Below are 23,076 nucleotides of genomic sequence, written 5' to 3'. Positions count from 1 at the left end.
AGTTTTTTATGCGCTGTTATTGCTGGTTGGATTTGTTGGATTTGACGACGGGCTTACAGCTTGCATCCAGCACATACTGCTTTGCTTGCTGGCCTTTCTTTTGTTTTTCCATGCTCTCCACGCTTATCGTGTTCCCAGTGATTTTCCATCTGGAGGCAGATACATCCAGTGCATGCAACTTGCTGCACCCGGCTGTTTTGTAAAACATCAAAAAATCATTGGAGCCACTATATTCATGGGTGACTAAGACCTGTTCATCCCGGCTCAGGTAGATATCTTTCCTGACCCAGATACCACTATTGATTTCGCACTGGGTATTGCTGGCAAGTTGCAAGACTTGTAAAGATGGTTCAGGGAAAACATCAACTTCAGGATCATTGGCATCGCTGTTGAAGCGCAATTCCACGGATTTGGCCTTTGCATGGAATATCTCATACTGCCCAGGATTGAGCGGGGTAACCGGGATATTTTCCAGCTTGCAACTGGCGGCATCTACCTGTGTCGCCAGGATACAGTTCAGCGTGATAACCACGGCGGTAGATGTAAGTGACATTGTTAATTCGGTCATGGGTCGGGTTATATAATTTATACGAAATTTTATGCGCAGATGTTGAACGTATTCTGATTTTCTTGCTCTAAACAGGTTGCTTTATTCTTCTATCTGGTCTCGAATAATAATGAAAAAACATTCCACATATTATTTATCTTCTGCTTTACTGGCCTTGGCACTGGGCTTGCCAGCGCATGGTTTTGCACAAATGCAGGCCAGCAAGGTAGATGAAGCTGCCTTGCGCGCCCATCTGGCGCTTATTTCTTCCGACCTGTTTGAAGGCCGTGGCACAGGCCAGCGTGGCGGTGACCTGACGGTAGCTTATCTCGACACCCAGGCTGCTGTTGCTGGTTTGTTGCCCGCTAACGGCAAGAGCTACAAGCAGGCGGTCAGCATCAACGGTATCAAGTCCTTGCCATTGGAAAGCTCGGTCAATATACATCTTGCCAGGTCACTCAATTTGAGTTTTGGCAATGACTGGATCTGGAGTACGGGTGATGCCGTGAGCTCGCATCAGTTTGATCATGAATTGCTGTTTGTCGGTTATGGCATTACTGCGCCAGAAGAGCAATGGGATGATTTCAAAGGTATTGATTGCAAAGGCAAGATACTGGTCGTCATGGTGAATGACCCGCAGCCCACGGCAGAGCAGCCAGACCGCTTTGGCGGCAAAGCCCTGACTTACTATGGACGCCGGACCTACAAGACGGAAGAAGCCCTGCGCCGTGGTGCCGCCGGGGTTTTGCTGATACATACCGATGCCTCTGCAAACATAGGCTGGGATGTCTTGAAAAACGGTGGCATGGGTGAGCAATTCCAGGTGGCCAATAAAGATGCCAAAGGCCTGGCGATACAAGGCTGGATTACCGATGGCGCAGCAAGCACCCTGTTTGCGGCATCAGGCCTGGATTTGAATGCCTTGCGTCAGGCTGCTGAAGGCAAGGACTTCAAGCCAGTCGCGATCAAGGCCAGGCTCAAGGGTGAGGCAAAATCTCAAATACGCCAGTTGGAGCAATTCAATATCGCAGGCATCGTCCCTGGCACAGACCCACAGCTTAAAAATGAACTCGTGATCTACAGCGCACACTGGGATCACCTCGGCAAACAAGACGGTGCCGGTGACCAGATTTATAACGGTGCCGTCGATAATGGCTCAGGCACCGCCGCCTTGCTGGCGATGGCAAAAACAGCCGTGCAGCAACCGGCCAAACGCAGCCAGATGTTCTTATGGGTAGCCGCAGAAGAGCAGGGCCTGCTCGGCAGCGCCTGGTATGCTGCACATCCTCTCTGGGCCCTGAACAAGACAGCAGCGGCACTGAACCTCGATACGCTCAATTTTGTAGGCCGCACCAGAGATATCAGCGCCTTTGGTGCCGACCGTAGTGATCTGATTGTTACGGCCAACAAGGTAGCACAAGGCATGAACATGACAGTCGCCCCACCACGCGTGGATGTGGCGGGCGGCTATTTTCGCAGTGACCATTTCAGTTTTGCCAAGGCGGGTGTACCGGCATTTTCCATAGGCAGTGGCCGTGACTACATCAATGAGCCGCAAGCCTCGCAAGAAAAGGCACGCGGCTATGGCAAGCGTTATCACCAGGTTACCGATGAATATGATGCCAGTTGGGATTTGTCCGGCATGACAGAACAGGCACAGTTCACCTTGAACCTGGGCCGGGAAATTGCCAATGCAGCAAAAATGCCTGTCTGGAAAGAAAATGATGCTTTTGCGAAAGTAAGGAAATAAATAAAAATAAAAGAAGATGGTGGAACTTGTCCTGGAAAATGATTTCCAAGCCTATGCTGTCTATCGATAGACAAAATCTCTACAAGATTTCACAAGAAAGAAAATAATGAACCAGACAACATTTAAATTAAAGCCTATCGCCAGCGTCTGCCTGCATGTCATGCTTGCCCTGCCTTTGATGCAAGGCATGGCACATGCTGCTGATGCTCCTGTCCCCAAAAACGTAGTAACGACAAAAGAAAGCGGCATGGATGCTTCAGTCGCACCGGGTGATGACTTTAACCGTTATGCCAACGGCGGCTGGGAAAAAACTGCTGTCATCCCTGACGATAAAGTCGCTGTCGGCATTTTTGATGTGCTGAAAGAAGAGTCTGATGCCAAGGTCTTGAAAATCATAGAACAAGCGACCAAGGCAGAAGCAGGCAGTGCCGTGCGCAAGATTGGTGATTTTTATACCTCTTACCTCAATACCGACGTTATCAACAAACGTGGTCTTGCACCGCTGCAAGGCGAGATGCAAAGCATAGCTGACCTCAAAGACAAAGCCGCTCTGGCGACTTACCTGGGCAAGCATTTGCGTGCCGATGTTGACCCTATCAATGCCACCAATGTATTGACTGAAAACCTGTTTGGCCTGTGGGTGTCGCAAGGTTTTCATGACCATACGAAATACATGCCCTACCTGCTGCAAGGCGGCCTGGGTTTGCCTGACCGTGAATACTATCTGTCAGCCAGCCCCAGAATGGCCGAGATCAGGAAAAACTATCTCGCGCACATAGCAGCGACATTCAAGCTGGCAAATGTGCCAGATGCCGAGCAAGCCGCCAAGCGCGTCTTTGATCTGGAAATACTGATCGCCAAAGGCCATGCGAATCGCGAAGACACTTCGGATGTTGTAAAGGCCGACAACACCTGGACCCTGGCGGACTTTAACAAAAAAGCTGCTGGCCTGGACTGGGCAGCCTACTTCAAGGCAGCAGGTCTGGATGGACAAAGCAAATTCATCATCTGGCATCCCACTGCATTGAAAGCTTCATCTGCACTGGTGGCGAAAACGCCGCTGGCAAGCTGGCAGGATTATTTGCGCTTCCATGCCATCAACACGCGTTCCACAGTATTACCGCAAGCCTTCTTTGAACAGCGCTTCAAGTTTTACAGCGCACTCAGCGGTGCCAAAGCACCTCAGCCGCGCTGGAAATATGCAGTGGCAGCAACCAATAATGCGGTCGGTGAAGAAGTTGGTAAATTGTATGTGGCCGAGAATTTTTCGCCCGATTCCAAAACCCGTATCAATGGCATGGTCAGCAATATCCTGGCTGCCTTTGGCGAACGCGTACAAGCCTTGAAATGGATGACGCCAGCCACCAAGCAAGAAGCGCTGGCCAAGATCAAATCGACCTATGTTGGTGTTGGTTACCCGGATAAATGGCGCGATTATTCTGGCCTGGTGGTCGATGCAAATGATGCCTATGGCAACCGCGAGCGTTCGCAGGAGTTTGAATACAGCCGCGCCCTGGCAAAATTTGGCCAGCCTGTGGATGTCACAGAATGGTGCATGAATGCGCAACTGGTGAATGCCGTTAACATGCCGCTGCAAAACGCCATCAATTTCCCGGCGGCGTATTTGCAATCGCCGAACTTTGACCTGGCCGCCAGCGACGCCACCAATTACGGCGCTCTTGGAGCAACCATAGGCCATGAAATCAGCCACAGCTTTGATAATTCTGGTTCCATGTTTGATGCTAAAGGCGAATTGCGCAACTGGTGGAGCAAGGCCGACCTGGCGCATTTCAAGACTTCTTCCAAAGCCCTGATCGCCCAGTTCAATCAATACAAGGCCTTCCCTGATCTGGCCGTGAATGGTGCCCAGACCCTGGGTGAAAACATTGCCGATCTGGCTGGTTTGATGGCTGCCTACGATGCCTATCGTGCATCAATGAAGCAAAAAGGCCAGACGATTACGAAAGATGATGAACAGGAATTCTTCCTCGCCTATGCCCGCAGCTGGCGCGGCAAGATGCGTGATGAAACCCTGCGCACAGTCATCATCACCAATGAACACGCGCCTGGACAATACCGCGTCCTGACCGTGCGTAATCTGGATGCCTGGTATAACGCGTTTGCCGTGCAGCCTGGTCAAAAACTTTATCTGGCACCGAAGGACAGGGTCAAGGTCTGGTAAAAAAACCTGCTTACGATCTTACTGCGCGAGCGCTATAGTAATTAATGCGGGACTCATGTGCTGCTCAACATGCTCATGTACTAGAGTACATTCCACTTTTTGTGCTGCGTTTTTGCTACCCTGACCCCGCTGACGCACACTCGCTACAGATCGTAAACAGGTTTAAGAAAAAAAGATGTCAGGCAGGTCGCAAACCATCATGCATGCGCCGCCTTACTTCTCCAACATGACGCTCGCTGACCGGGACTTTGTCCTGGTTGGCGAGGATCAGTTGATAGACGCCATCTCCCAATACTTCAAGCTGGCTGAGCTGGTCACAGCGCACGATTGCGCTGCGGTGCACGCGCATGAAGCGTGCCGGGTCAAGATGCTTTTCGAGCTGGCTTAGCGCAACCCTGTGCAACACGGCACGCCGCATGTGACGCTCATTCAGGTGCAATTGCATGTAATTTCCTGCCGCTGCTATCCATAAGACATCCGCCAATTGTATACACTCTATGCGGCCTACTGAGCGCACGCTGACTTGTTGCCAGTAAGCTGGCTGTTCTTTTTTTGCCTCATCCTCAGCCTTGACATACTGGCTCATGGCTTGCGCATAACTGGCTTGCTGGCGCTGCGTGAGCATGGCAGCGGCGCGTTCCAGCGATAGCGCCAGACGCCCATCGTCAAAAGGTTTCAGCAAATAATCTAGTGCATGCAGGTCAAAGGCTTCTATTGCATGGGCGTTGAAAGCCGTGACAAAAATGACTAGCGGTGGTGTTGCCTGGGTACTCAGTTCACGCGCCAGTATCAGGCCTGTTTCGCGGGGCATTTGTATATCGAGGAAAATGACATCGACCGCATACGCATTCAGCGCTTCGCGCGCCGTAGCCACATTTGCACATTCAGCGACGATGCTCCAGCCGGGATGATCCTGCAAGGCGTAGCGCAAGTTGGCCCGGCCAGGTTCTTCATCATCGACGATCAGTGTACGAATATTGTTCACGCTGTCGCACTCTCTGTCGCGCGCTCAGGCATATGCAACGGCATGCGGATTTCTACTTCAAAGCGTTGTTGTACCTCATCTTGTATGCGGTCACTGTGCATGCTAGCGTGTCCGGCATACATCAATTCCAGCCTGGCGCGGGTTTGTGGCAAACCCAGCCCCAGACCGGGGTTGACCGCGGCACCATCGGTGATAGTGTTACTGACTTTGATGCTGAGCTCTTCGCCCTGCAACTTGAATTGCATACGGATATCACTGCTGCCTTCGTGACAGTCCAGATCATGGCGCAAGGCATTTTCCAGCAAGGGTTGCAGCAGCAAAGGTGGGCAGTCACCTGCCAGTACATTGGCTGTCTCACCCGCGATGCTGATCTGCAGGCGCGCACCGTAGCGCAGTCTTTGCAATTCCAGATAATCGCGTATGAATGACATCTCATCTTCGAGGCTTACCCAGTCCCTGCTACTCGCAGTAAGTGCATAGCGCAGCAAATCACTCAGGCGGTTCAGGCCAGCCAGGGCGATACGCTTGTCATCACTTCTTACCAGGGCGCTGATGGCGTTAAGGCAATTGAACATGAAATGCGGTTCCAGTTGTCCGCGCAAGGCATCCAGCCTTTGCTGCTCCAGGTCCAGTTTGAGATGTAAAACATCGTTCATGGATTGCTGCAAGGCTTGTTCACGCACACGCGCTTGCCGCCAGGTACAGATGGCCAGCACGGCAATGAAGGTGCCGGTGGACCAGGCATATTCGAGGAAGACAGTAAAGTTACGCATATTGAAGGCCGTGGTCATTATGTCTTGTAAGCCAAAGCCGGGTTTGTCCTTGAGCAGATCAAGGATAGCGATATACATTACTTCCAGTGGCAGAAAGCCCAGCAGCATGATTGCGTAGGCCAGCATTATGCCTTTGGCCTTGCTGAGAAATCGCTCGTACCGCATGAAAATCAGGTAGAGGCAGGTACTGAACACCATCATCAGCAAATGGCTGCTGACCCAGAACCATAGTATTTCGCTGAAGCGACGCTGGGTAGTTCCGTACTTGATCAGGTCACCATAATTGCCGAGTGCACCAATGGCACACAGACTGGTCCATACCAGGATATTGCTCAGCAAAAGCTTGAGCAAGCTGATTGCCGTGAAAGGGTGAGCCTGGTTCAGGGCGGGAGTATCTGGGCGGGCATTTTCCATGGCATCAGTATAGCAGTCTGTATGAACGTATTTGCTTGTGCAGGGAGACAGCAGAGACATGGCTTCGGGGTTTCGTCACAAGCTTTGTCATGACAGTTTATCGCTGCCAGATAATCAATTTCTGCTTTAAATTGCCAAGGAAAAGGGAAACACATGGATGTAAAGTTGAACGTGAACGGACAGGTACGTACATGCCAGACAGATGGCGATACTCCACTGCTATGGATATTGCGCGAAGACCTGGGCCTGACCGGCACCAAGTTTGGCTGCGGTGCCGGACTATGCGGCGCCTGTACCGTACACCTGGATGGTCAGGCTCTACGCAGTTGCCTCGTGCCGGTAGAGGGCCTGAACGGGCGCAACATCACCACGATAGAAGGCCTCTCACCCGACCGCAGCCATGTCCTGCAACAAGCCTGGATAGAGCATCAGGTGCCGCAATGTGGTTATTGCCAGTCAGGCATGCTGATGGCGGCTGCCGCCTTGCTGAAGAGCACACCGCATCCCAGCGACAAGCAAATCGATGCTGCCATCACCAATCTGTGCCGTTGCGGTACCTATCCGCGTGTCAGGGCCGCCATACATACGGCTGCTGCGAAGCTCAAGCCATTGGCAGGTAAGAAAGGGACAAAGGCATGACTACCCTGGCTTCGCCTGCACGCAGGAATTTTCTTAAATCGTCTTTGGTGGCCGGTGCATGGATACTGGGCAGCAGCACAATACCCATGCTTGATACTTTTGCGAGGGATGAAACGGGAAAGGCAGTGTCTCCTTTCGATTTCTGGCTCAGTGTGGATAGCACTGGCGTGGTGACTGCATACACCACAGTTACCAATCTGGGGCAGGGCACCCATGCGGCGATTGCCCAGATTGTGGCAGAAGAGCTGGAGATGTCTATCGCCAATGTGCGCATAGAACATGCGCCCGTCATCAAAAAATTCCACAGGGAATGGCCACCCGGTATCACCACTTTTGGCAGCGCTGGTTTTAATTCTGCAATGGCGACGATAGCACCGGCCTGTGCCGCAGCCAGGCAGATGTTGCTACAAGCGGCAGCCTTGCAATGGCAAGTCGAGGTGAAAGACTGTATCGCACGCAATGCGCAAGTAGCTCATGCCGCCACAGGCCGCAGCTTGCACTATACTGCCTTGATCAAGGCAGCGGCACTGCTGACACCACCAGAAAAACCTGTCATCAAATCATCGAAGGACTGGAAGGTGCTGGGGCAATCGGTGCAACGTCCCGACATTCCGGCGCGGGTAGATGGCAGTGCCGTGTTTGGCATCGATGTGCAAAGACCAGGCATGCTGATGGCAGCTGTTTTGCATGCGCCGCGCTTTGGCAGCAGCTTGCAAAGTGTGGATGACAGCCCTGCGCTGGCAATAAAAGGCGTGCGCCAGGTTGTGCATTTGCCGAATGCCGTGGCGGTGGTCGCCGATCGTTACTGGATAGCACGCAAAGCAGTGCAATTGCTCAAGCCTGTATGGCAGGATGGTGCGCATGCCAGCATCAACACCGCAGAGATGCGCACCAGCTTGCTGAGGGCAGTTGCTGCTGGCGACGGCAAGCTCTTCCCTCGTCCAAAAAAACAAAAAGAAGGTGCTGCAGAGACCGCAATGAACGAGGCAAGCAGCATGGTCGACACCAGCTTTGATGTCCCCTTCCTGGCGCATGCAGCGATGGAACCCCTGAATGCCACCGTTGAGGTGACTGCAACAGGTGCACAAGTCTGGCTCTCCACCCAAAGCCAGACTGATACACAAAATGGCATCGCCAAGGCACTGGGCTTACAGCCGGAGCAAGTACAGATACATACCCAGCACGTCGGGGGTGGTTTTGGCCGCAGGCTGGAACATGATTTTGCTATCGAGGCCGCCTTGATCGCCAAAGCTGCCGGTGCCATCGTAAAAACCATCTGGTCGCGTGAGAACGATATGCGGGCCGGTTATTACCGCCCCATCACCGCTGCCCGCGTGCAACTGGCGCTGGATAAAGATTATCTGCCCATGGTTTTGCGGCTCGATACTGCGGGCCCCTCACTACTCGAATATACGCGGGTCACGAATAGCCCGGCCAGGGATGGTCTTGACTGGACCTATATCATGGGCTGGTTCGGCAACACTTATAAATTCCCTTTATTCGATACCCGCTGGACACGCGTAGATTTTGGCGTTCCCTGTTCTTACTGGCGCTCGGTAGGCAATTCGCAAAATTGCTTTTTTCTTGAACATACACTGGAACAGGCAGCACGCAAGGCGGACATGGATAGCCTGGAATACCGTCGTCGTCTGTTGCAGCACAATCCCAAGGCCCTTGCCTTTGTGAATGCGCTGGCAGAACGCGCAGGCTGGAGCAAGCCCTTGCCCAAGGGCCATTACCGTGGTTTTGCCATGAACGGCAATAGCGCCCTGTTCAGTGCGCATATTGTTGAAATTGCGGTCAGCAAACCCGGGCAATTCCGCCTGATAAAAATTACTGCTGGCATCAACCCGGGAATTGTCGCTAATCCCAAAGCAGTCGAGGCGCAGATGATGGGTGGGACCTTGTTTGGTTTGTCTGCTGCCCTGTTTGGCGAAATCAGTTTCAAGGATGGCCGGGTGGAACAAGGCAATTTTGATAGCTATCGCCTGGTCACACTGGCACAGACACCAGTACTGGACGTCATGGTCATGAGTACAGGTGACAGGCCGGAAGGCGTGGGTGAAGAAGGCCCGCCATCGATAGGCCCGGCCATTGCCAATGCCTTGCTGGCAGCCAGTGGCAAACCAGTCACACGACTGCCTTTGACACAGGCGGGGTGGAAACTGGACGTGTAGGAGTTAAGTTAAGCAAAACAGATTTTTGCTGCTACTTGTTCTAACTGCTGGTATCGTGCAATTCTCACATCTGAATTCACACTATTCCAGGAGATAAAAATGACGATAGCAAACTGGTGCGTATTGGCCGCATGTCTGTTACCGATAGTGGCAGTCGGTCTGGCCAAGGGGGGCTCGGCAAAAGTGCCGCGTGAAGCTGGCAGGTATGACAACGATCATCCCAGGGAATGGGCAAATGGCCTGAGTGGCTGGCGGCAACGTGCCAATGCGGCACAGCAAAACGGCTTTGAAGCCCTGCCCTTGTTTATTGCTGCGGTTGTTCTTGCACAGCAAGCACATGCTGACCAGACACGTATAGATCAACTGGCAGTGTTGTTCATTGCCATCCGTATCGTTTACATCATCGTCTACCTGATGAACCAGGGGACGTTGCGCACCCTGGTTTGGGCAGGGGGCGTGGCAACCAGTATTGCCATCTTGCTGATGGCCTAGGTTTTTATCATGACCAGGATATAGGCGGGCACGTCCTCGTCCTTGTCCTGACGCGCAACTTCCTGTTTGACTTCGGCTATTTTAAATCCATGTGAATCTGCCAGCCGCTGCAAGTAGGCATAGCTATGGGCATAGCGCTGAGATGGGCGCAAGATGTAATCTGCGCTTTCATTCGTCACTTCCACTGAAAATCCCAGCACTGCACCAGCACGCATGACATGGCTGGCCGCAGCAAATACGGTATCGAGTGCGCCGATATAGACAAATACATCGGCAGCCATGATGAGGTCAAAATCCTGGTCTTGTCCTTGCAGCCAGTCGCTGATTTCTGCACAGTGCAGTTCATCGTACCATCCTGTCTTTGTGGCTTGCCCCAGCATTTTTTCTGACAAGTCTATGCCTGTCAGTTTGCTGGCTGTTGGCCGCAGATAAGCGCCGCACAAGCCTGTACCGCAACCCAGGTCCAGATAATTGCCGGGCCCGGCTTTCACATGTTTGCTGATTGCCTTGCTGAGCAAAGTGGGGATTTGATAATGCAAGACCTCCAGCAAATGCCCATCAAAATGGCTCGCATACTGATCAAACAAATCTGCGATGTAGGTGGGGGGTGACATTGCGGGTGTATCCATTACTCCTAATGCTGCCAGCGCATAATTGATGTGTGCCAGCTCTGTACCGTCTTTACTGTGGCTGCTTGCAGTCTGGTATGCCGTGATGGCAGCAGCCTTTTGCCCCATCTGGCGTAGGGTATTGCCATACTGCAGATGCGCCTTGACATAATCAGGCTTGATTTTTATTGCCTGTGCAAAGCTGTCCACAGCAGCGGGGAATTGCTGTATTTTTTGCAGACAGATTCCCAGGTTGCAAAGAGCTTGTATGTGCTCAGACTGCAAGTGCAGGACATCTTCGTATCCAGCGATGGCATCTTCATACAGACGCAGACATTGCAGGCTCAAGGCGCGTGCAAAATGGATGGCAGCATCTTGCGGTGTTAATGTCAGCGCTTCATCAAAGTCCTGCAAGGCTTGTTGATGCTCTTCCATTTCCTGCAGGGCGATACCGCGGTTCAATAAAGCTTCGGTATAGCGAGGGTTGAGGCGCAGGGCCTTGTCATAATTATGCAGGGCCGCTACCAGCTTGCCTATGCTGCGCAGCGTATTGCCACGGTTATTCCAGGCCATCGCATAGTCTGGCTTCAATTGCAGCGCTCGGTCATAACTGAGCAAAGCCTCTTCAGGCAGTCCCAGGTCTTGCAAGGCTGCACCAAGGTTGCCATGCGCAATGGCCTGCTGTGCATCGATAGCAATCGCCTCGCGCAGGCGTGTCACTGCCAGCACGGCATCGCCACGTTGTTTTGCTATAACACCCAACAGTTGCAGGGCATCAAAATGCTCAGGCTGGCTTTGTAAAACCTGCAGGTAGAGTGCTTCTGCTGCATCCAGCTTGCCTTGCTGATGAAGTGCCACGGCCTGTTGCAACATATTGCTCATCTTTATTGTGCTCATTTTCCTGTACTATCTGAATTACTTTATCAAGGATCAATGTTATGGATGAACAGGAACTATTGGCGCTGTTATGGAGCCTGCTGCCTTCCCGCGCCTACCTCATTGCCGCCTTTGTTTTTGGCTTGCTCGGTATGGTCGCGTTTTACTATGGCAGAAAAAAAGCCAGCAAACGTGTCATATGGCTGTCTGTGGGCTTGATGTTTTATCCCTACTTCATCGGTAGCGACATACGTCTGCTATACGGCGTAGGCATTGCTTTTTGCATCGCTATCGCCGTCAGTATTTATTATCCTCAGGAGCCTAAAACTTAGTTCAGGATTTTTTCCATCTCTTCAAATTGCAGGTTTTCTACCAGAATCTGTTCCTTGCCATTATCAGAGGGGAAGGGTTTGAAACGACCTGTGCGTACATAGCCTCGGCGTTCATAGTAAGCAATCAGTTCTTTCCTGACACTGATGACGGTCATCCATATCTTGCTGATGCCCCACAACTCCTGCGCATGTTTTTCAGCAGTTTGCATAAAGTGTTTGCCTATGCCATTACCCTGCAGCACAGGGCGCACCACAAACATGCCCAGGTAGGCTGCGCCTTCAGTTTTTTCCAGATTCACGCAACCGATGATGTCTTCACCCTGCAAACACAGCAGGATCACAGAATCGGGATTGGCAATCAGTTCGCGCACTTCAGGCGGGAATATGCGTGAGCCCTGTAATAAATCGGCTTCTGTAGTCCAGCCCTGGCGGCTGCTGTCGCCACGGTAAGCACTGTTCACCAGTGCCGCGATCGTGTCCGCGTCGGCATCAATGGCGGGGCGGAAATGGATGTCTGCGGTATTGCTGCTGGTATTTGCTGTCATGACTGTCTATGTAAGATGAATTCTGGCTGGCGTTGGGCTGAAATAATAACATGTGTTTCTTGCCCCGGAATCTGGCTTTGCGTGCGCCGGGCAGCGTGTTAACATGTCAATAGCAATAGAAAAATTTATCTTTTTATTAAATCCCTATATTAAATCCCTATATTAAATCCCTGATCTGGCAATGAAAACTTCTGCTACCAAGGCTATCCTGTTTGTCTGCATGGGCAATATTTGCCGCTCACCCAGTGCCGAGGGTGTATTCCGCGCCCACGCCGGGGCAGCAGGGCTGGATTTACATATAGATTCTGCCGGTACCCATGCCTATCACATAGGTGAGGCACCTGACCCCCGCTCGCAACAATTTGCGGCGCGCCGTGGCATAGACTTGTCGCAGCAAAGGGCGCGCAAACTCACTGCAGATGATTTTGAAAGTTTTGACCTGTTGCTGGCCATGGACAAGGACAACCTGGCACGCATGAAAGCTGCCTGCCCACCGCAGCATCAGCACAAGCTCAAACTCATGATGGACTATGCAAGCCAGAGTGACAGCGAGATCGTGCCCGACCCCTACTATGGCGGGCCAGGCGGTTTTGACCTGGTGCTTGACTATATCGAGGATGCCAGCGCTGGCCTTATACTTTGCATACAACAAGAAGCTGACACGAGGGGCGCATGATGCAGGAAAGGGAACTGGAATTTGCCAGGAATGCCATACGCAGTTACCTGCAGGGACGGCCAGACAGTGCCGATACAGCCGAAGGCATACTCCAGTTCTGGATATGCTGGCCAGATGTAGTTCCATCTTTGTCGGTGGTATTGACAGTACTGGAAGGCATGCGTGATGCCTGCGAAGTTGAGAGGGGTAATGTCGGTGGCCGTACTATCTGGCGTGCTGCGCGCTGAGCCGGATACCCATGTCAGCGCGCAGACTGTTTTTCCTGCTGCCATTTTTTCTGGTGGCTCCCCTCTGCCTGGCTGAGCCCATACAGGCACGCAATGATCCTGTAAGAATTGAGACTGTTAAAGGGGTGTCTTCAAACACCTTGATGGCGACCAATACCAGCCGCATGCCGGTGACGGTGACGCTGCAACTCAGCAATTTCAGCAACCTTACTTCAAGTAAGCCATGGCCGATACAGGCGCAAATGGCGGGTGGCCAGACCATGGAACTAGTAGAGATCGCCGCCGCCAACAGGCAATTTGGCTATACCATGGATTACCGCAGTTATATCGTGCAGGGCGACCCCAGGGCCAGGCATGATGCCAGCATCAGTTACCAGATACCCTTTGTTGCGTCTCAGGGTTTCCAGGTTTTGCAAGCAGCCGACGGCCCGCAGTTTACCCATCATACTGTTGCTACCCGTTATGCGGTTGATATCGAAATGCCCATGGGCACGATAGTCGTGGCAGCGCGTGCCGGGCAAGTGGTGGAAGTTGTCAGCCAGTTTGCCGACGATGGCAGGGCAGAGCCTGCCTATATGGACCTGGCCAATTATGTGCGCATCTTGCATGATGACGGTAGCTGGGCTGATTATTTTCATCTCATGCAAAACTCTGCCCACGTACAGCCGGGCATGCGTGTCGAGCCCGGGCAAGTGCTGGCTTTATCCGGCAATAGCGGTTATTCAGCGACACCACACCTGCATTTTCATGTACAGGTGAATCAGAATGGCACCGTCATATCGCTGCCCTTTCACTTCATTAATTCGCATGATGGCATTTTCACACCACGGTATCAAAGCTGGTTGATACCGGATACCCCCAATCTCAATGCCAGCAAGGCTAAAGCGAAGAAAGCGGCGCGTGAATGTTTGCCTGCCGGTAAAGCGCTGAATGACCTGGCAATACGCTGTTTATCCAGTTCCTGAACAGGCGAATTATTAGCCTGAACGGGGCAGTGTGACGAAAATAATGTCTCTAGTGACAGAAAGCCACTGGCAGGAAATTCCCATCTGATCGCGCTGCTATACTGCAAGACATGGATACCAGCAGCCTTCATACTTCTACAAATGCATTGCCACCACCTGCGCCACAGACCTGGCAGGCTGCAGGCAAGGTATTGCTGCTCAATATAGTCCTCTGGAGCGCGCTGAGCCTGATCGGTGCGCTGACTTCGCTCAATGATGATTTGCGCGAAGGTAATCAGGGCGATTTCTGGCTGATCCTGCAAAGCTGGGGCAGGAGCGCGATAGCGCTGGCCGTACTCGGCTATATCCTGATGTATTGTTTCAGACGCTGGCCCTGGCTGTATGGCAGTGCCCGGCATATCGCCATGGCTTATGGCCTGCTGCTGCTGGTGGTCTTGCCGGGACAGTTACTGTATGTAGGCAAGTTGTTTACTCTCGATGGCCCTCATGATGTGAACTGGGGGCAGATACAGGCCGAGTTACAGGTTTTTGACAAGCTGGCCGCCCTCCTGCGGCTGTCATCCATCAGCGCGGTGTATTTTGCCGTGGTCGCGATCAAGGTCTGGCAGCAAAGCCAGCAAAGAAACCGCGCCTGGGTGCAGGAAAGAGAAGATAGCCTGGCCTTGCGGCTGGAGCTGGAGCAGCAAAAGTCCCTGGCCTTGCGGGCGCAGCTTGAACCGCATTTCATGTTCAATGCCTTGAATGCCATCAGCGCCCTGGTGATTTCTGACAACAAGGATGTTGCCCTGAATGGCATACAGGGCCTCAGTGAACTCTTACGTTATGCACTGGCTGCGGGCGATAAAAACTGGGTCAGGTTTGCCGAAGAACTGGCCTTTGTGCAGGACTATCTGGCCTTGCAGGGCCTGCGCTATGGCCAGCGCCTCCATGTCGTTATAGAGGGGGCGAATGAACAAGTACTGACCTGTGATTGTCCGCCTTTGTTACTGCAACCCCTGATAGAAAATGCACTCAGACATGATCTCGATTGCCATGAAGAAGCCAGTGACATCTTGTGCAGCTTTGAATGCCGGGAGGGAAATTTGCTGATACGCATCAGTAATCCCGTGCATACAGAGGCTGCTGCCAACCCTGGTGTTGGTCTGGGTTTGCGCAATACCTTGGCGCGCCTGCAACTGACCTATGGTGATGCCGCTTCCTTGCAAACAGGGATTTGGACAGGCCGTTTCCAGGTCACGATCAGCCTGCCTGTTAACATTGCTGGCGGGCTGGTATGAATATGGCGATCCGCAGCATCATTGTCGATGATGAAGAGCATGCACGCATCACCCTGGGTTATTCCCTGGGAAAATACCCAGAATGGCAGGTACTGTCCGCGCTTAAAAACGCGGCCGCTGCGCGTGAATTCATCGCGCAAAATAGGGTCGATGTGGTGTTTCTCGATATACAAATGCCCAGGGAATCAGGTCTGGAACTGGCCCGCAGCCTGGCCGCACAGTCAAGGCCGCCACTGATCATCTTTGTGACTGCTTATAATGCCCATGCGATAGACGCCTTTGATCTGCATGCACTGGATTACCTGCTCAAGCCATTTAGCCAGGACAGATTTGCCAAAACCCTGGAGCGTGCCAGGGAAATGCTGAGTCTGACCCAGCAGCCTGCATATGCTCAGGCTTTGGCAGCCTGCCTGGTTTCCAGCCAGCATAAACCTGATGAACTGCAGCCCGTTTATCTGCAGCAAGTCACGGTCAGGTCTGTTGGCGAGATGGAATGCATACGGCTCGCTGATGTGCACTGGATAGGGGCAGCCGGTAATTATGTAGAACTGCACCTGGGCCAGCATGTAGTCTTGCACAGAGTGGCTTTAAGCAAGCTGGAAGAATATCTCGACCCCCGCCAGTTCATCCGGGTACACCGCGGTGCCATCGTCAGGACAGATCAGCCCGTCCATTTGCGGGTAATGGGCAACGGTGGCTATCAACTGACATTGCGTAGCGGTGACGAAGTCGCCGTCAGCAAGAATTATATCGATACCCTGCGCCAGCTCATGCTGGAGCCAGCCCTGCCCCAAATTTCAGCACACTCCTGAACTTATCCCGCTCCCTTGGGTCTGATTTCCTGTAATTCAAGCAAGTCTGTTTGCATTTCAGTACGCCAAATAAGCATTTCATCCATAAAAAAGTGCACTTCAAAACCAAGGCGATTGAACTGGACAGGACTACAGGGAATACTCTCTCATCCAATTTCCCCACATTAATAGCGACAGGGACCATCATGTTACGTAAAACTTTACTTGTTCTTGCCATTGCCTCAGCGCTGGCAGCTTGCAGCAAAGACAAAGCTGCAGAAAAAGCCAATGCAAGCGCCAGTGCCAGCGCAACAGCAGACAAGAGTGATGCCAAAGACAAGAAAGACAAAGCCCCTGTCAAGCTGGTGATTGCACCAGAAGACGTGATGACGGTGCAAAGCAATGCCATGGCATCTGGCCCGGTAGTGACAGGCTCCATACAACCAGAACGCAAGGCAGATCTGCGTGCCGAGGTCAGTGCGGTAGTCTTGCAAGTGCTGAAAGAAAATGGCGATGTCGTCAAACGTGGCGATATCCTCGTCAAGATGGACGAAACCTCCATCCGCGACAACCTCAATTCGGCTGAAGACAATGCCCGTAGCGCCGCAATGGCACTGGATCAGTCTGACCGTGCCCTGCAACGCTTGAAAACCCTGCGTGCATCAGGCATGACTTCTTTGCAAGCCCTGGATGATGCTGAAGTACGCCGCAATACCGCCCAGAGTGAATTGTCAGCGTCCAAAGCGCGCGCCGTTGTTGCCCGTCAGCAATTGCAGCGGACTATTGTGCGTGCACCGTTTGATGGTGTCGTCAGCGAGCGCAAAGTATCGGCTGGTGATACCGCCGCCATAGGCAAGGAACTGGTCAAGGTTATCGACCCGACCAGCATGCGCTTTGCTGGCCGCGTGTCGACGGACAAGATCGCCATGGTCAAGGTTGGCCAACCTGTAGGTTTCCGTATCAACGGTTATGCCGGGCAAGAATTCCGTGGCAAAGTCACCCGGGTTGATCCGGCAGCGAACGATGTTACCCGTCAGGTTGAAGTGCTGGTGGCCTTTGCTGACAGCAAGCAACCCAGTGTGTCTGGTCTGTATGCCGAAGGCAATATAGAAGCAGCGACCGTCAATGCCCTGATGCTGCCTGAGGCTGCTGTCATCAAATCTGGCGATAAGGCGTATGCCTGGAAGGTTGCAGGTAAGACCCTCAGCAAGGTGGATCTGCAAATTGGCAAGCGCGACCAGCGCACCGGCAATTATGAAGTCCGCAGTGGCCTCGCTGCAGGCGATGTTGTCATGCGCAGCCCCAGCTCCAGTTTCAAGGATGGCCAGAACATAGAATTGGCAGCGCCCAAAGTGGCAGTGGCTGACGCGACCCCAGCACAAGGGAAATAATCATGTTCTTATCTGATTTCAGTATCAAGAAGCCGACGGCGACCATTGTCCTGATCATTGCCCTCATGGCTCTGGGTTTGCTGGCTCTCAGCAAACTGCGGGTGAACCAGAACCCTGACGTCGAAGTGCCCGGCTTGTCAGTCGTGATTGCCTATCCTGGTGCTTCACCGGATACAGTAGAGCGCGAAGTCATCAACCGTCTGGAAAAATCCCTGCAAGCGGTATCCGGTGTAGAAGAAGTCTGGGCCACAGCATCTGAAAACAATGGCCGCTTTGACATGCGTTTCAGCTTCAAGAAAAACATGATCGAAGCTTCGGATGAAGTCCGCAATGTCATCTCTGGTCTGCGTTATAAAATGCCGACAGAAATGCGCGAACCCATGATACGCCGCTGGGACCCGGGTTCACAGCCTATCGTCAACATGGCCCTGTCGTCAGACAAGCAGAGTCATGCCGAGATTTCACGCCTTGCTGAAGATACGCTGGCTGACAAATTGCGCAGCATCAGCGGCGTGGCAACGGTAGAAGTCAGCGGTTCATTGAAGCGTGAATTATCTGTACTGTTGCGTGCAGAAAAGCTGCGTGAATTCAATGTCTCGGTCGGTGAAGTCGTCAATGCCTTGCGCAACCAGAATACCAATGCGCCAGTAGGCAAAATACGTGGCAATCTGGATGAAGAAAGCATACGTCTTGTAGGTCGCATAGAGTCGCCAGAAGAATTTCAGGGCATCGTCGTCAAACGCACAGGTGACCAGATTGTCCGTCTGTCACAGGTGGCCACCATAGAAGACAGTTTCGCTGATAAAGATGGTCTCAGCATACGCAGTGGCAAACCGAATGTCGGTATCTTTGTCACCCGTGCGCGTGACGCGAGTACTGTTAGCGTCGCCAAGGCCATCAGTGAAAAAGTAGATGAAATCAACAAGGATCTTGAAAAGACACAACCAGGTACCAAGCTTGAAATCACCCGTGATGGTGGTAAAGATGCACAACGCAGCCTCAATAATGTGATCGAATCTCTGGTACTTGGTGCTGGCCTGACTATCTTTGTCGTGTATGCATTCTTGAACTCCTGGCGCTCTACGCTGATCACTGCCTTGAGCTTGCCGACCTCGGTGATTGCTGCTTTCATTGCGGTTTGGCTGTGTGGTTTCACCCTCAACTTCATGACCTTGCTCGGCCTGTCGCTGGCGATTGGCGTATTGATTGATGATGCGATCGTGGTACGGGAAAATATCGTGCGTCATATGCAAAATGGTTCAGACCGCCGCACTGCCGCGCTCGAAGGTACGGCAGAAATCGGTTTGGCCGTGGCTGCAACCACTTTCTCCATCATTGCCGTGTTTATTCCCGTTGCCTTCATGCCTGGCATGCCGGGTGAATGGTTCCGCCCATTTGCTTTAACCGTAGCTTGCTCGGTACTGGTCAGCCTGGGTATCTCGTTCACACTTGATCCTATGTTGTCGGCATACTGGGGCGACCCACCAGATCATCACACTGCACCTAAGAAAGGTATCAGTAAAGTCCTGGCGCGTTTCAATGACTGGTTTGACCATCAGTCTGACCGTTACAGCAATGTGATTGCCTGGGCTCTGCACCACCGCCGTTCCATGGGCGCGATTGCCCTGGTCAGCCTGGTTATTGCACTGGGTGTGCAGGTCAAATGGGGCGGTACCAGTTTCCTGCCGGCTTCTGACTCTGGCAACCTGATGATTACCGTGCGCACTCCCGCTTCATCTTCACTGGAATATGCACGTCTGAAAATGGAAAGGGCAGCAGAAATAGCGCGTACTCTGCCAGAGACCAAAGAGACCAATAGCAATATCACGCCTGCCGGTGGCCGCATCTATGTCGATATCGGCAAACGTACAGAACGCAAACGTGGTGCCAAGGAAATTGCGGCTGAACTGCGCGAAAAAGTACGTGTCCTGGTGGGTGCAGAATATGTGGTGCTGGATGATCTTAACAATGGCGCACAAAAGCCAGTACAGATAGAATTTACCGGCCCCGATTCGCGCAAGCTGCTGGAAATTACCAGTGCTTACATGGATAAATTGCGCCAGGTACCAGGAGCGGTTGACGTTGGCTTGTCTGAGCAGGATCCAAAAAAAGAATTGAAGATAGAACTGAACCGTGGCCTCGCTAATTCCATGGGCATTTCTTCCAACGATGCTGCGCAAGCCTTGCGCGTTGCCTTTGCCGGCATCGAGGTGGGTGACTGGGTCGATCCGACTGGTGAAACCCGCGATGTGGCTGTGCGCCTGCATCCTGATGATCGTGTCAGCAAGGAAAATATAGAACGCCTGCCTATCGCAGTATCGGGCACTAACCAAATGGTGCCGCTCGACCAGATTGCCACCATTACCATGGGCAAGGGCCCATCGGGTATCGAACATGCCAATGGCAAACGCACGATTACCGTGTCTGCCAATGCCCAGGGCCGCTCTAATGGTGAAGTGATTGATGACGCCATGAAGCTGGCCAAGTCTTTTGATTATCCACCTGGCTATGGCTTATCACTTGGTGGTTCGGGCCAGGATCAGCAAGAAGTATTTGGCGCCATGCTGATCGCCTTGTTGTCCGGCATAGGGTTGATGTATCTGATACTGGTGATACAGTTCGGCTCCTTCACGGCACCGCTGGGCGTCATGCTGTCATTGCCGCTTTCGCTGATAGGTGTCGTCCTGTCTTTGCTGGTAACAAGCAGCACCCTGAATTTGATGAGCTTTATCGGTATCATCATGCTCATGGGCCTGGTGGCAAAAAATGCGATTCTCTTGCTTGATGCGGCACGCAAACGCGAGTCAGAAGGCTATGACCGTGAAGATGCACTCATGTATGCAGGCCGTGTGCGTTTGCGCCCTATCCTGATGACCACCTTTGCGCTGATCGCAGGTATGTTGCCAGTGGCGCTCGGTCTGGGCGAAGGTGGTGAGTTTTACCGTCCGCTGGCAATTGCGATTATCGGTGGCACCATCACTTCGACAATTTTGACCTTGCTGGTCGTGCCTACTTTCTATGACAGCATAGAAATATCGCGTGACCGCATGATGACAAAAATGCGCAGGCGCATGGAAGTCCGCAATCCTTTGATCGCCTTTTGCATGACCATGCTGGAAGCGGTATTCACCTTGCTGCTCATACGTTTTATTTATCGCATGTTGATGAAACTTTTTGGCCTCATCACGGGTCGAAACCGTAGATCGAATACAGCATTGAACATCAAGGCAGAAAATGTCTGATGCCTGTTTTCAGAGAAATCTGAAAGAGTAAAGAATGGTAGTAGAAACGCTTCCCTCTTGCTGATAAGACCTTTGTTCTCTGGTCAGCAATTTAATAGCCTGCGCAACGAGGTGTGCGCAGGCTTTTTTTTATCCAGATTTATATAGTTGCAGTTTTGGGACGCAAGTTTTTCCTGGCTTGTGCAGCAATTTCGTAAGAATGCAGGCGCGCAGCGTGATTGTGAATTTGTGCAGTGATCATCAATTCATCCGCGCCTGTATGATTGATGAACGCCTGCATCTTTTCTGCGATGGTGTCGGGCGCGCCGATGGCGGAGCAGGACAAAACCTGTTCCAGCAAGGTATGTTCTTGCGGGCCGATTTTTTTCAAAAAATCAGATACAGGTAATGGCAGTTTTCCAGGACGGCCACTGCGTAAATTAATGAATGCCTGTTGGGCAGAGCTAGCCAGATAATAAGCTTCATCATCGGTAGCAGCTGCAAACACATTAAAGCCGAGCATGACGTAGGGTTTGGCCAGTTGCGCAGAGGGGCGGAAGGTGGCGCGATAAATTTCTATCGCCTGCATCATTTGCTGAGGCGCGAAATGCGAGGCAAAGGCATACGGCAAGCCCATGGCTGCCGCCAGTTGTGCACCAAACAGGCTGGAACCCAAAATCCAGACCGACACTTTCAAGCCGTGCCCAGGCACAGCACGCACTGCCTGCTGTGATTCATCGCTGAGATAATCCATCAATTCAGCCACATCCTGAGGGAACTCATCGGCATCGCTGGAGAGATTGCGACGTAATGCACGCGCAGTGCGCTGGTCTGAACCTGGTGCCCGTCCCAGACCCAGGTCTATACGGCCAGGGTAGAGTGATTCCAGCGTACCAAATTGTTCTGCAATAACCAGTGGCGAATGATTCGGCAGCATGATGCCGCCAGCCCCCACGCGTATGCTCTTGGTACCGCCAGCAATATGACCTATCAGTACAGAAGTGGCAGCACTGGCAATGCCAGGCATGCCGTGATGCTCTGCCAGCCAGTAACGCTGATAGCCCCAGCCTTCGCCATGCTGGGCCAGACTGAGGGAGTTGCGGAAGGATTGCGCAGCATCACTGCCTTCGGCAATCGGTGACAAATCAAGTATGGATAAGGGATATGGAGAAGACATAGCCTGCAATTTCAAATGGAGAGAAAACCATTATGGGTGAAATCGCGATTCTCTGTTGGCAGGCTCAATTTTCTTACGATTGTTGCAAAACTAATCGGACTAACTGTTCGAGTTACTTTAACGCTGGCCTGCGTCTGGTAGGGTGCGCCGTGCGCACCGCTATTTTCATCGGCAAGGACAACGGTGCGCACGGCGCACCCTACAAATTTATGCAGTCTTTTTCATCACCGTATCCAGCAAGAGACGGTCAAGCACAGAGAAATCCATATCACCAGTGCTGCTGGTCCTGACACTATCCAGCCTTTCCAACTGGCTTTCAATAAAGCGGTTGATGACAGGCATAGGAACAGATAATTCTGATTCCTTGGCGCGGCGTTTGATGACGAGCAATTCGGCGATGGCTGCCAGCAATTCCTGGTCTTCAATGGTCGCATCTACCATATCCTGAAAACGCATGGGCACTGGCCCTAAGTCCTGTTCTATCCACAAACAAGCCAGCAAGGGGCGTAAGACATACAGGTATTTTTTCAGCTTGACCATTTCACCCTGCAAATGCTCGCGGTAGTTTTTGCTGGCCATGTGCAGGTAATGGTAGTAAGCCCTTTCAGGCCTGTGCACTTCGCGTGCTGCGGCCTGCAAGGCTTGCAAAAAGACCGGGTCAGTCGCATATACCACCGGTGAAGACAGCCACTCTATCAGCGTTGCATTGCCATTGCGCAGCAAGCCCAGCGCCTTGCGCACATCCCAGCCGCTGACATCATAGATTTCATTGACAGGCAATTCAATGACATCGCGCCCAGGAAAGACGGTCAGGTACCAGTCCAGTTTGTTGGCATAGATAAAGCGCACGTCATAGTCACTGTCTGGCGAAGCAAAGCCCCAGCCGCGGCTGCCTGATTCGCAGGCAAACAAGACTTTGACATCATGTATCTGTTCTATACGTTGCAGGGTCGCATTGATCTCTGCGCGTATCGCCGGGTCTATGGGATGTTCTTGTTCTTCCAGTGGCAGGGTAGTCGTGGTCATGATGA

21 protein-coding genes are annotated in these 23,076 nt (G+C 52.4%); 13 read left to right on the top strand and 8 right to left on the bottom strand.

The window, feature by feature from the left end; translation table 11 throughout:
* Positions 1 to 16 precede the first annotated feature (16 nt).
* Positions 17 to 568: a hypothetical protein gene (locus ACO0LG_RS05570; protein ID WP_423024124.1), complete on the bottom strand. Its 552-nt coding sequence runs from the start codon at positions 566 to 568 to the stop codon at positions 17 to 19.
* 109 nt (positions 569 to 677) lie between these two features.
* Between ACO0LG_RS05570 and ACO0LG_RS05565 the strand changes: the two genes are divergently transcribed.
* Both ACO0LG_RS05565 and ACO0LG_RS05560 read left to right on the top strand, forming a co-directional pair.
* Positions 678 to 2,297, top strand: coding sequence for a M28 family peptidase (locus tag ACO0LG_RS05565; protein WP_423024122.1), 1,620 nt, complete (start codon positions 678 to 680; stop codon positions 2,295 to 2,297).
* Between the two features lie 106 nt (positions 2,298 to 2,403).
* A complete protein-coding gene (locus ACO0LG_RS05560) occupies positions 2,404 to 4,479 on the top strand; it encodes a M13 family metallopeptidase (RefSeq protein ID WP_423024120.1) in 2,076 nt (691 codons plus the stop codon).
* Positions 4,480 to 4,657: 178 nt separating this feature from the next.
* Here the strand turns inward: ACO0LG_RS05560 and ACO0LG_RS05555 are convergent, their stop codons facing one another.
* On the bottom strand, positions 4,658 to 5,464 hold the full coding sequence (locus ACO0LG_RS05555) for a LytR/AlgR family response regulator transcription factor (RefSeq protein ID WP_423024118.1): 807 nt from the start codon (positions 5,462 to 5,464) through the stop codon (positions 4,658 to 4,660).
* Positions 5,461 to 6,651, bottom strand: coding sequence for a sensor histidine kinase (locus ACO0LG_RS05550; RefSeq protein ID WP_423024116.1), 1,191 nt, complete (start codon positions 6,649 to 6,651; stop codon positions 5,461 to 5,463). Before ACO0LG_RS05550 ends, ACO0LG_RS05555 begins: the two co-directional genes overlap by 4 nt.
* A gap of 153 nt (positions 6,652 to 6,804) precedes the next feature.
* On the opposite strand from ACO0LG_RS05550, the gene ACO0LG_RS05545 reads away from it, so the two are divergent.
* The 3 genes from ACO0LG_RS05545 (at position 6,805) to ACO0LG_RS05535 (ending at position 9,959) form a co-directional block, all read left to right on the top strand.
* The gene (locus ACO0LG_RS05545; RefSeq protein ID WP_423024114.1) at positions 6,805 to 7,290 is read left to right on the top strand and encodes a (2Fe-2S)-binding protein; all 486 of its coding nucleotides are present in this window, start codon (positions 6,805 to 6,807) and stop codon (positions 7,288 to 7,290) included.
* Positions 7,287 to 9,467, top strand: coding sequence for a molybdopterin cofactor-binding domain-containing protein (locus ACO0LG_RS05540; RefSeq protein WP_423024112.1), 2,181 nt, complete (start codon positions 7,287 to 7,289; stop codon positions 9,465 to 9,467). The genes ACO0LG_RS05545 and ACO0LG_RS05540 overlap by 4 nt, the downstream gene beginning before the upstream one ends.
* 99 nt (positions 9,468 to 9,566) lie before the next feature.
* The gene (locus ACO0LG_RS05535; protein WP_423024110.1) at positions 9,567 to 9,959 is read left to right on the top strand and encodes an MAPEG family protein; all 393 of its coding nucleotides are present in this window, start codon (positions 9,567 to 9,569) and stop codon (positions 9,957 to 9,959) included.
* Here ACO0LG_RS05535 and ACO0LG_RS05530 read toward each other — a convergent pair.
* Positions 9,956 to 11,464, bottom strand: coding sequence for a tetratricopeptide repeat protein (locus tag ACO0LG_RS05530; RefSeq protein ID WP_423024108.1), 1,509 nt, complete (start codon positions 11,462 to 11,464; stop codon positions 9,956 to 9,958). The genes ACO0LG_RS05535 and ACO0LG_RS05530 overlap by 4 nt on opposite strands.
* 41 nt (positions 11,465 to 11,505) lie before the next feature.
* Between ACO0LG_RS05530 and ACO0LG_RS05525 the strand changes: the two genes are divergently transcribed.
* A complete protein-coding gene (locus tag ACO0LG_RS05525; RefSeq protein WP_423024106.1) occupies positions 11,506 to 11,775 on the top strand; it encodes a hypothetical protein in 270 nt (89 codons plus the stop codon).
* On the opposite strand, the gene ACO0LG_RS05520 is transcribed toward ACO0LG_RS05525, so the two are convergent.
* Complete coding sequence (locus ACO0LG_RS05520) at positions 11,772 to 12,320, bottom strand: GNAT family N-acetyltransferase (protein ID WP_423024104.1); 549 nt, start codon at positions 12,318 to 12,320, stop codon at positions 11,772 to 11,774. The genes ACO0LG_RS05525 and ACO0LG_RS05520 overlap by 4 nt on opposite strands.
* 181 nt (positions 12,321 to 12,501) lie before the next feature.
* On the opposite strand from ACO0LG_RS05520, the gene ACO0LG_RS05515 reads away from it, so the two are divergent.
* From ACO0LG_RS05515 to ACO0LG_RS05485, 7 genes are all read left to right on the top strand, one after another.
* The gene (locus ACO0LG_RS05515; protein WP_423024102.1) at positions 12,502 to 12,996 is read left to right on the top strand and encodes a low molecular weight protein-tyrosine-phosphatase; all 495 of its coding nucleotides are present in this window, start codon (positions 12,502 to 12,504) and stop codon (positions 12,994 to 12,996) included.
* Positions 12,993 to 13,223 (top strand): hypothetical protein, encoded by a 231-nt coding sequence (locus ACO0LG_RS05510; RefSeq protein WP_423024100.1) that lies wholly within the window; start codon positions 12,993 to 12,995, stop codon positions 13,221 to 13,223. The genes ACO0LG_RS05515 and ACO0LG_RS05510 overlap by 4 nt, the downstream gene beginning before the upstream one ends.
* 11 nt (positions 13,224 to 13,234) lie before the next feature.
* On the top strand, positions 13,235 to 14,188 hold the full coding sequence (locus tag ACO0LG_RS05505) for a M23 family metallopeptidase (RefSeq protein WP_423024098.1): 954 nt from the start codon (positions 13,235 to 13,237) through the stop codon (positions 14,186 to 14,188).
* A gap of 110 nt (positions 14,189 to 14,298) precedes the next feature.
* The gene (locus ACO0LG_RS05500) at positions 14,299 to 15,465 is read left to right on the top strand and encodes a sensor histidine kinase (RefSeq protein ID WP_423024096.1); all 1,167 of its coding nucleotides are present in this window, start codon (positions 14,299 to 14,301) and stop codon (positions 15,463 to 15,465) included.
* Positions 15,462 to 16,277 carry a LytR/AlgR family response regulator transcription factor gene (locus ACO0LG_RS05495; RefSeq protein ID WP_423024094.1) on the top strand — a complete coding sequence of 272 codons (816 nt, stop codon included), beginning with the start codon at positions 15,462 to 15,464 and terminating at the stop codon, positions 16,275 to 16,277. Before ACO0LG_RS05500 ends, ACO0LG_RS05495 begins: the two co-directional genes overlap by 4 nt.
* A 185-nt stretch (positions 16,278 to 16,462) precedes the next feature.
* Positions 16,463 to 17,647: an efflux RND transporter periplasmic adaptor subunit gene (locus tag ACO0LG_RS05490; protein WP_423024092.1), complete on the top strand. Its 1,185-nt coding sequence runs from the start codon at positions 16,463 to 16,465 to the stop codon at positions 17,645 to 17,647.
* A gap of 2 nt (positions 17,648 to 17,649) precedes the next feature.
* Positions 17,650 to 20,889: an efflux RND transporter permease subunit gene (locus tag ACO0LG_RS05485; protein WP_423024090.1), complete on the top strand. Its 3,240-nt coding sequence runs from the start codon at positions 17,650 to 17,652 to the stop codon at positions 20,887 to 20,889.
* A gap of 139 nt (positions 20,890 to 21,028) precedes the next feature.
* Here ACO0LG_RS05485 and ACO0LG_RS05480 read toward each other — a convergent pair whose 3' ends face one another.
* From ACO0LG_RS05480 to ACO0LG_RS05470, 3 genes are read right to left on the bottom strand one after another with little or no spacing between them, the layout of a single operon-like run.
* A complete protein-coding gene (locus ACO0LG_RS05480; protein ID WP_423024087.1) occupies positions 21,029 to 22,045 on the bottom strand; it encodes an LLM class flavin-dependent oxidoreductase in 1,017 nt (338 codons plus the stop codon).
* Positions 22,046 to 22,056: 11 nt separating this feature from the next.
* Positions 22,057 to 22,236: a hypothetical protein gene (locus ACO0LG_RS05475; RefSeq protein ID WP_423024085.1), complete on the bottom strand. Its 180-nt coding sequence runs from the start codon at positions 22,234 to 22,236 to the stop codon at positions 22,057 to 22,059.
* Positions 22,237 to 22,252: 16 nt separating this feature from the next.
* Positions 22,253 to 23,071 carry a nucleotidyltransferase domain-containing protein gene (locus ACO0LG_RS05470; RefSeq protein WP_423024083.1) on the bottom strand — a complete coding sequence of 273 codons (819 nt, stop codon included), beginning with the start codon at positions 23,069 to 23,071 and terminating at the stop codon, positions 22,253 to 22,255.
* Between the last annotated feature and the right edge of the window lie 5 nt (positions 23,072 to 23,076).

It is taken from the genome of Undibacterium sp. Ji42W, assembly GCF_049340405.1.
Classification (GTDB): Bacteria; Pseudomonadota; Gammaproteobacteria; order Burkholderiales; family Burkholderiaceae_D; genus Undibacterium.
This window is presented reverse-complemented; position numbering and strand designations above follow the sequence as displayed.